The sequence below is a fragment of the Cryobacterium sp. MLB-32 genome, from assembly GCF_000738085.1.
Lineage (GTDB): Bacteria > Actinomycetota > Actinomycetes > Actinomycetales > Microbacteriaceae > Cryobacterium.
On the sequence record NZ_JPRS01000131.1, the window covers coordinates 1 to 9357 of the forward strand.

General features: G+C 67.7%; 7 protein-coding genes and 2 pseudogenes. 3 read left to right on the plus strand and 6 right to left on the minus strand.

The genetic code is table 11. The annotated features are described in order from the left end of the window. Positions 1-72: 72 nt before the first annotated feature. The gene (locus JF66_RS12885) at positions 73-1908 is read right to left on the minus strand and encodes an ABC transporter ATP-binding protein (RefSeq protein ID WP_035878761.1); all 1836 of its coding nucleotides are present in this window, start codon (positions 1906-1908) and stop codon (positions 73-75) included. A gap of 292 nt (positions 1909-2200) precedes the next feature. Between JF66_RS12885 and JF66_RS12890 the strand changes: the two genes are divergently transcribed. The 3 genes from JF66_RS12890 to JF66_RS12900 are packed head-to-tail and all read left to right on the plus strand — an operon-like array spanning position 2201 to position 4790. Next, positions 2201-3127: an ABC transporter ATP-binding protein gene (locus JF66_RS12890; protein ID WP_035878763.1), complete on the plus strand. Its 927-nt coding sequence runs from the start codon at positions 2201-2203 to the stop codon at positions 3125-3127. Then, positions 3124-3960 (plus strand): ABC transporter permease, encoded by an 837-nt coding sequence (locus JF66_RS12895; protein WP_035878768.1) that lies wholly within the window; start codon positions 3124-3126, stop codon positions 3958-3960. Before JF66_RS12890 ends, JF66_RS12895 begins: the two co-directional genes overlap by 4 nt. A gap of 59 nt (positions 3961-4019) precedes the next feature. Further along, a complete protein-coding gene (locus JF66_RS12900) occupies positions 4020-4790 on the plus strand; it encodes an ABC transporter permease (protein ID WP_051973512.1) in 771 nt (256 codons plus the stop codon). A 68-nt stretch (positions 4791-4858) separates the two neighbouring features. Here the strand turns inward: JF66_RS12900 and JF66_RS12905 are convergent. The 5 genes and pseudogenes from JF66_RS12905 to JF66_RS12925 form a co-directional block, all read right to left on the minus strand. Beyond that, a pseudogene (locus JF66_RS12905) lies at positions 4859-6213 on the minus strand (MFS transporter). A gap of 186 nt (positions 6214-6399) precedes the next feature. Then, on the minus strand, positions 6400-6870 hold the full coding sequence (ribH, locus tag JF66_RS12910) for a 6,7-dimethyl-8-ribityllumazine synthase (protein WP_035878776.1): 471 nt from the start codon (positions 6868-6870) through the stop codon (positions 6400-6402). Next, positions 6867-8128 (minus strand): annotated as a pseudogene (ribB, locus tag JF66_RS12915) (3,4-dihydroxy-2-butanone-4-phosphate synthase). The gene ribH and the pseudogene ribB overlap by 4 nt, the downstream one beginning before the upstream one ends. Beyond that, entirely contained in the window at positions 8125-8757 is a 633-nt protein-coding gene (locus JF66_RS12920) for a riboflavin synthase (protein ID WP_035878780.1), read from the minus strand. The pseudogene ribB and the gene JF66_RS12920 overlap by 4 nt, the downstream one beginning before the upstream one ends. Positions 8758-8765: 8 nt before the next feature. Further along, positions 8766-9357: RibD family protein (locus tag JF66_RS12925; RefSeq protein WP_197059410.1), on the minus strand; the 592-nt coding region annotated here is incomplete at its 5' end.

The window sequence follows — 9357 nt, forward strand, 5'->3', positions numbered from 1 at the left end:
GGCCTGCTCGACCCGGCTCAGCGCGACCCGGCCTAGCGCGACCCGGCCTAGCGCGACCCGGCCCTGACCTGACTAGACGAGCAGCTGGTGCTTGGCGAGCTCGCGGTAGAGCGGTGTGGAGACCACGAGTTCGGAGTGCGTCCCCGTTCCAATGACCTGGCCGTGATCGAGCACGACGATCTGGTCGGAGTCGACCACGGTCGATAGTCGGTGCGCGATCACGATGAGCGTGCGGTCCTGCGCGACGGCGTCGATGGCGGCACGCATCATCTGCTCGTTCGCGCCGTCCAGGCTCGATGTGCTCTCGTCGAGCAGCAGGATGGGCGGGGCCGAGAGCAGCGCCCGCGCAATCGCGAGTCGCTGGCGCTCGCCGCCGGAGAGCTTGACCCCGGATTCGCCGACGGTCGCGCCGAGACCGGCCGGGTCGCGGTCGAGCACCTCACCGAGGTTGACGGCGTGCAGAACCGAGATGCACTCCTCATCGGTGGCCTCCGGGCTCGCGAGCGTGAGGTTGTCGCGCAGCGTGCCGGCCAGCACGGGGGCGTCCTGCTCCACATAGCCGATCTGGGAGCGCAGGGCGGTGCGGTCGAGGGTGCGGATATCGAGTCCGCCGAGGCGCACCACACCGGCATCGGCGTCGTAGAAGCGCTCGATCAGCGCAAGGATCGTGCTCTTGCCGGCGCCGGACGGCCCGACCAATGCCGTGCGCAGGCCGCGCGGGGCACTGAACGACACCCCGTGCAGCACGGCGCGCGCCTCGGTGGCAACGGGAGCGGGCGTCACTCCGTCGACGGTCTCGGAGTCGGCCTCGGCGAGAGGATCGACGGCGACGGTCACGGCCGAGTAGCCGAACTGCACGTTCTCGAACGAGATGGCGGCGGCATCGGGGCGAACCTTCTCGTTCGCGGCGCCCACGGTCATGGCCAGCGGCGCCAGGTCACGGTCGAACTGGTCCTCCGACGGCAGGTCGATGATCTCCTGAATACGGCCGAGCGCGCCGAGGGCGGAGTTGACCGAGGTGATCGCGCCGAAGAACTGGCCGAGCGGCATGATCATCATGAACAGAAAGAGGATGAAGGCCACGAGGTCAGCGATCGTGATCGCTCCGCTCGCCACGCGGAATCCGCCGACGCCCAGCACCACGAGAAAGGACACCTGCATGGCGATGCCGGCGATCGGCACCACGAGGGCGGAGATCTTGGCAACCTTGATGCCCATGCGCCAGGCGCCGCGGGCATCCTCTTCGATCACGGCCACTTCGCGTTCGGTGGCGTTGGAGGCCCGCACGGTGCGGATGGCGCTGATCGCGCGTTCCACGCTCGCGGCGAGGTCGCCCACCTTGGCCTGCGCGGCCTGACTGGCCGTGCGGATGCGCCGCGACAGCAGCACGACCGTGACAACGGATACCGTGATCACGAGCACGGTCAGGCCGAGCAGCACCGGGTCGATCACGAGCATGGCGATCAGCGCACCCACGAACGTGAGCGAGCCGCCGATGGCTTCGACAAGCCCCTGAGTGAGCACGGCGCGCAGCAGCGTCGTGTCGCTGCCGACGCGGGAGACGAGGTCGCCGGTGCGGCGCGCGTCGAACTCACTGATCGGCAGTCGCAGCAGGCGGCCCACGAGCCGGCGTCGGCTGGACAGCACCACGCCCTCTCCGGTGCGCTGCAGGAGGTAATGCTGGTACCCACTGATCAGACCAGAGATCACCACGAGGGCGATGAGTGCGATCACGAGTGAGTCGAGGGGCGTGTTGTTCTGTACGCGGGTGATCACCTGGCTCACCAGGAGCGGCTGGGCGAGGCTGGCGGCGGCGCCGAGCACGCTCAGCACGATCACGAATCCCAGCACCTTCTTGTGCTCGAGAAGGTACGGCAGCAGCTGGCTGAAGGTGGCGCGTGGCCCCACGTCGGTGGGAGATCCGCCGGGTCCGCGGCGACCCGGCCGCGGTGTGCGCGGGACCCGCGGGGTGCGCGGCGCACGGCCACTCTGCGCCGACCCCGGGGAACGCTCGCCGGGTGACGCGTCGTCGGCGGGCGAAGGGCTGCTGGTCGTGTTGATGGGGATGCTCACCAGACGAGCTTAACCGCACTCAGCCGCAGTCAAGCTGACAGTGCCCCGGACCGGGGGCCCCGCGCAGAACCTCACCCGCGGGCGCCCGGGCATCCGTTTGACGCACCCGCGGTCTACGCTGGCAACTGTGCCCCAACCTGTCATTGTCGCCGCCCAGCTCACGAAGCAGTACAAGGATTTCGTCGCCGTCGACGGCGTGTCCTTCGAGGTGGCGCCCGGAGAATCATTCGGTCTGCTGGGCCCGAACGGTGCCGGCAAATCCACCACGATGCGCATGGTCGGCGCGGTCTCCACGCGCACGAGCGGCCAGCTCAGCGTGCTCGGCCTCGATCCCGACCGCCACGGCCCGGAGATCCGCTCGCAGCTCGGCGTCGTTCCCCAGGAGAACAACCTCGACATGGAGCTGCGGGTGCGCGAGAATCTGCTCGTGTACGGACGCTACTTCGGACTTCCGCGGGCGCAGGTCGCCCGTCGCGCCGACGAGCTGCTCGCCTTCGCCCAGCTCGAAGACAAGGCGACGGCCAAAGTGGATGCCCTCTCCGGCGGCATGAAACGCCGGCTCACCATCGCACGGGCACTCATCAACAACCCGCGCATCCTGCTGCTCGACGAACCGACCACCGGCCTCGACCCGCAGGCCCGCCACATTCTCTGGGACCGTCTGTTCCGCCTCAAAGAGCAGGGCACGACGCTGCTGCTCACCACCCACTACATGGACGAGGCCGAACAGCTCTGTGACCGGATCGTGGTCGTCGATCACGGCGCCATCATGGCGGAAGGCTCGCCGGCCGAGCTCATTCGCCGCTACTCGTCGCGCGAGGTGCTCGAGGTACGCTTCGGCTCCACGCACAACGCCGGCGTTGCCGAACAGATCGCCGGCTACGGCGAACGCGTCGAGGTGCTGCCCGATCGCATCCTCGTCTACAGCGACAATGGCGAGGCCGAGCTCGAACGGATGACCGTGGCCGGCCTGCACCCGATCACGAGCCTCGTGCGCCGTTCCAGCCTGGAAGACGTGTTCCTGCGCCTCACCGGACGGGCCCTGATCGAATGACCGAAGCCGCCGTTCCCGATCCTGTCGTTCCCGACTTCACGGCCCGCAGCCGACGGTGGGGGTCGTGGTACGTGGCCGAGCACCGGTTTCGGGTGATGCGTAGCTACGCGCAGACCGTGGTCGTGACGGCGATCGGCAATCCGATCATCTACCTGTACGCGATGGGGGTCGGCCTCGCCACCCTCGTGGACGGCAACCTCGGCGGCGCCGGGGTGAACGGGGTGAGCTACCTCGTCTTCGTGGCACCGGCGCTGCTCGCCAGCGCCGCGATCACCGTCGCCTCCGAGGAGTTCAGCTACCCGATCATGCTCGGCTTCAAATGGAACCCGGTGTTTTTCGGAATGAACGCCTCGAGCATCCAGCCCGGGCAGATCATCAACGGGATCGTCATCTCGGTGGCCGTGCGCATGCTCGTCACCTGCCTCATCTACTACGCGTTCATGCTGCTGTTCGGCGCCGTGCCCGGCCCCCTCGGTTTTCTCACCGTGCCGGTCGCGCTGCTTACCGGTCTCGCCTTCGGCGCACTGTTCATGGCGTACACCGCGACGCTGAAAGACGATACCGGTCAGCTCGCCATGGTGATGCGCTTCGTCATCCTGCCGATGACCCTGTTCTCGGGCACGTTTTTCCCGCTCAGCGTGCTGCCCATCTACCTGCAGTGGATCGGCTGGATCTCGCCGCTCTGGCACGGCACCGAACTCTCCCGTGTCTTCGCCTATGGAATGTACGAACCCCTCTGGCTCAGCGTCGTGCACGTGCTGTACCTCGGGGCGCTGCTCACCCTCGGCTGGGTGCTCGCCCGGCGGGTCACCGTTCGAAGGCTCAACACGTGACGCGCGCGACGACCGAGCGGTCGGCATCCGTCGGCCCCAACCGGCCGCCTCGGAGCGGACTGTACGCCGGCAACGCGCGCAGTGTGATGCAGCGCGGCTGGCAGGCCACCCGCAGCACGAACTGGCTGGTGGTCGTGAGCGGGTTCTTCGAGCCGATCTTCTACCTGCTCTCGCTGGGCCTCGGGCTCGGCGCGCTGATCGGAACCGTCACGACCGCGTCGGGTGAGAGTGTGCCGTACGCGGCGTTCATCGCGCCGGCGTTGCTGGCCGTGGCGGCGATGAACGGGGCCATCTATGACTCCACCTGGAACGTGTTCTTCAAGATGCAGTTCGCGAAACTCTACGAGGGCATGCTCGCCACCAGCCTCGGCCCGCTCGACGTTGCTCTGGGTGAGATCTCCCTGGCGCTGCTGCGCGGTGCGCTCTACGGCACCGGATTCCTGCTCGTGATGCAGGTCCTCGGCCTCAACCTGTCCTGGTGGGCGCTGCTGGCCCTGCCGGCGGTGCTGCTGATCGCGTTCGGATTCGCCTCTGTGGGCATGGCGATCACCAGTTACATGAAGACGTTCCAGCAGATGGACTGGATCAACTTCGTGCTGCTGCCGATGTTCCTGTTCTCGGCCACCTTCTATCCGCTGAGCGTTTACCCGCAGGGGCTGCAGTACTTCATCATGGCGCTGCCGCTCTGGCACGGGGTCGAGCTCGTGCGCTCGCTCACCACGGGCATGGTCGACCTGGGACTGCTGTGGCATGTGCTGTACTACGCGGTGATGGTCGTCGTGGGCCTGGTCTTCACCACGAGACGGCTGCGCGCGCTCTTCCTCGACTAGCGGATGCCGCTCCGGCGGCACGCTGCCGCCGGAGCGGGCGCGTGCCGCCGCAGCGGCGCGGGTGCGAGCTAGCGCTCGAGGTCGAGGTCGCGGGTCTCTCGGCTGAGGATGAGCGCCACGAGCGTAATCACGGCCATGCTCGAGAGGTAGATTCCCACCCAGAATGGCTGCCGCCGCCGAGGGTCCAGAGCCAGATCGCGATGAACGGGGCCACGGCCGCGCCGAGGATCGAGCTCATGTTGTAGGCGAACGCGGAGCCGGTGTACCGAACCGCCGTGGGGAAGAGCTCCGGCAGCAGGGCGCCCATCGGGCCGAAGGTCATTCCCATGAGCGAGAAGCCGACAATCAGGAAGACGAAGACGCCGACGTTTCCGGCACCAAGCAGGGGCACAAACAGGAGTCCGAACAGCACGATGGCGATCGTCACGACGATGAGCGTCTTGCGACGCCCGTGTCGATCGGCCCACGGGCCGGAGGCGAGCGTGAAGATTCCGAAGAACACCACGCCGAGGATCATCATGAGGATGAAGGTGTTGTAGTTGTACCCGAGGCCCGGCAGCGGGGCATCCGTGGCCGCACGGCCGTAGCCGAGCGTGAACGTGGTCATCAGGTAGAACAGTACATAGGTGGCGAGCATGATGAACGTGCCGAGGATGAGCTCGCGCCAGTTTGTCTTGAACACGGCCGCGAGGGGCAGCTTTTCGACCTTCTTGGCCTTGACGGCCTTCGTGAAGGCCTCGCTCTCCACCAGGCGGAGGCGAACCCACAGGCCCACGATCACCATCACGGCGGAGAACAGGAACGGGATGCGCCAGGCCCACTCGAGGAAGGCGTCCGACGGGCGAGTGGGGTCATCGGAGGGCAGCGCGAACGCGATGATCAGGAACAGGCCGTTCGCGATGATGAAGCCGAGCGGGGCGCCCACCTGCGGGAACGTGCCGTACCAGGCGCGCTTGCCGACGGGGGCGTTCTCGGTCGCTACCAGGGCGGCGCCACTCCACTCGCCGCCGAGAGCGAAGCCCTGGGCGAGACGCAGGATAACGAGCATCAGCGGCGCGAACCAGCCGACCATGGCGTAGGTCGGCAGCAGGCCGATCAGGAACGTGGCGATTCCCATGGTGAGCAGGGCCCCCACGAGTGTGGCCTTACGACCGTTTCGGTCACCGAAGTGGCCGAAGAACAGGGCCCCGATCGGGCGGGCCACCATGGCGGCGCCGAACACGGCGAACGAGGCGAGCAGCGCCGTCGTGGGGTCGCCGGTGGGGAAGAACAGGTAGGGAAACACGAGTACCGCCGCGGTGGCGTAGACGTAGAAGTCGTAGAACTCGATGGTGGTGCCGATGAGGCTCGCGAGAATAACGCGGCCCTTCGGATTGACGGGGGCGGTGGCCGGCAGCGTTGCGGGCGTGGTGGATGTGGACATAAAGGTACGAACGCTTTCAGGAAACAACGGGGCCGGACACGTCGCTCGGGAACGTCGATCTGGCGTTGGAAGCTACGGCGTGGAACACACGAAAGAAGGTGACCTTGGGTAAAGGCCACCTCCAACCTTACGCCCGGACCCGGCGGCCCCGCCCCGGCGGGTGCCCGGGAGCACCCGCCGATGGCCCTATCGGGCCAGGTCTGCCAGCACGCGTGCCGTTTCGAGGGCCGCGGTCGCGGCCTCCTCGCCCTTGTCTTCCTTCGATCCGGGCAGCCCGGCGCGGTCGAGGCCCTGCTGCTCATCGTCGAGGGTGAGAACCCCGAAACCCACCGGCTTGCCGGCGTCGAGGGCGACGCGGGTGAGGCCATCCGTTGCCGCCGAGGACACGTATTCGAAGTGTGGCGTGCCGCCGCGAATGATCACGCCGAGGGCGACCACCGCGTCGGCACCGTTCTCAAGCGCCACCTTGCACGCGACGGGCAGCTCGAAGCTGCCGGGCACGCGCACGATCGAGTACTCGGCGCCCGAGGCCTCGAGCACGCGTACGGCCCCGGCGATCAGGCCGTTCGTGATCTCATCGTGCCAGCGGCCGGCGACCACGACGACCCGCAGGCCGGTTCCGTCAACGCTGATGGTGGGGGAGCCTTCGACGCTCATACTGTGCTGCCTTTCAAAAGATCCTGCTCATTGATGTGGTGGCCCATGCGGTCGCGCTTGGCGAGCAGGTAGCCCACGTTGTGGGCCCCGATGCCCACCACGAGGGGCATGCGCTCGGTCACGGTCACGCCGTGCTCTTCGAGCTGGCTCACCTTGTCGGGGTTGTTGGTGAGGAGGCGAACGGATGCCAGCCCCAGGTCGTGCAGAATTCCGGTGGCCGCGCCGTAGTCGCGGGAATCCCCGGGCAGGCCGAGGGCGAGGTTCGCGTCGAGGGTATCGAGGCCGTCTTCCTGCAGGTGGTAGGCGCGGAGCTTGTTGATCAGGCCGATGCCGCGCCCTTCCTGGCCGCGCAGGTACACGACGACCCCTCCCTCGAGGTTGATCGTGTCGAGCGCGGCGTCGAGCTGGGGGCCGCACTCGCACTTGAGCGATCCGAAGACCTCCCCGGTGAGGCACTCCGAGTGCACGCGCACCAGGCGCCGTCGACGGGGTGTCCGGAGATGATGGCCACGTGGTCCGCGCCGGTCATCCGGTCGCGATACGCGCGCACCCGGAAGGAGCCGTGGCTCGTGGGCACGGTGGTCTCCACCTCGAAGTCCACGCGGGGTGCCTCGGCCAGCGGCAGGATCGCGGGCAACGGGGTGCTGCCGTGCAGGGTGTTGAGGTACTCGATCAGATCCTTGATGGTGATCACGAGCACGCCTTCGCGCAGGCCGAGTTCGAGCAGGCCGGGCAGGCGCATCATCTCGCCGTCTTCGGCGACGATCTCACAGATGGCACCCACCGGGGCCAGGCCAGCGAGCTTCATCAGGTCGACAGCGGCCTCGGTGTGGCCGGCGCGTTCGCGCACCCCGCCGTCTACCGCGCGCAGTGGCAGGATGTGGCCGGGGCGGTGCAGGCTCGAGGGTGTCGAGGTCGGATCGGCGAGCACGCGCAGGGTGTGGGCGCGGTCGGCGGCGCTGATGCCCGTGGTCACGCCCGTCGCTGAGTCGACGCTCACCGTGTAGTTCGTACCGCGGGCATCCTCGTTGTTGAGCACCATCACGGGCAGATCGAGCGTGTCGGCGAGGTCGTTGGTCATGGGGGCACAGATGAAACCGGACGACCAGCGCACGGTCCAGGCCAGCCATTCCTGGGTGGCGAGCTGAGCCGAGATGATCACGTCGCCCTCGTTTTCGCGGCCCTCGTCATCGGCGACGATGACCGGCTTGCCGAGCCTGAGCTCGGCCAGCGCGGCGGGGATGTCTGCGAGGCTCATGCTGCACTCCTTTTCGATTCCGCGTCGGCCAGGGCGAGCATGCGCTCGACATGGCGGGCGAGAATATCTGTTTCGATGTTGACGTGTTCGCCCACGGTGCGGGCGCCGAGTGTGGTGGCGACGAGGGTTTCGGGGATGAGGGAGACCTCAAACCACTGTTCGGCCTCGTCGGCCGGGCTGATGTTGCTCACGGTGAGGGAGACGCCGTCGATGGCGATCGATCCCTTGCCCACCACGAGCGGGGCGAGTTCGCGGGACAGGCTGAAGCGCAGAACGCGCCAGGCCTCACCCGGAACGACACGGAGCACCGTGCTCGTGCCGTCGATGTGCCCCTGCACGATGTGACCGCCGAGACGACCGCCCACGAGCGCGGCTCGTTCGAGATTCACCGGGGTGCCCGCCGCGGCGTCCGACAGGGTCGACATCGTCAGGGTCTGGGCCATCACATCCGCCGTGAAGGTCTCCGGCGTGCGATCGACGACGGTGAGACAGACGCCGTTGACCGAGATCGAGTCGCCGTGACCGGCATCCGCTACGGAAAGGGGCGCGCGGATCGTGAGCCGGGCGGCGTCCGTCGTGTGGTCGACTCGCTCGATGCGGCCGAGCTCCTCAATGATTCCGGTGAACATGGCGGTCCTTATCTGGGGCGGGCAACGACGAGGATGTCGTCGCCCAGTCGGTCGAGCGAGTGCAGGGAAAGAAGTCTTTGGTCGCCGATGCCGGCCACGCCGATATCACCGAGGGCGAGGCGGGGCCCGCCGAGAAGGGTCGGCGCGAGGTAGACGAGGTACTCGTCTACCAGTCCCGCGGCCACGAAGGCGCTCGCGAGGGTGGGACCGCCCTCGATGAAGACACTGCGGATGCCGCGGGCGTGCAGGTCGGCGAGAACCGCGACGAGGTCGTCGGTGGCGAAGAAGAGGGGAGCGTGCGGGTGGGCGTGCACCGCGGCATCCGTCGGAATGGCACGTCGGCCGATGACCACCGGAACGGGCTGGTCGGGCAGCGGGGTGCCGCTGGCGTCGCGGGCGGTGAGCGAGGGATTGTCGGCGAGCACGGTTCCGGTGCCGACCAGGATGGCGCCGGCGGCGCTGATGACGATACCCGCAAGGTGATCGAGAAGGCCCAGGAATCTGCGATCGCGGACACTGTTCTGTACCTCGAGCGTGAGGCGATCGCGACCCGTGCTGGCACGAACGGGGTCGCGCAGATCGATGTGGAGGGCGGCCTGA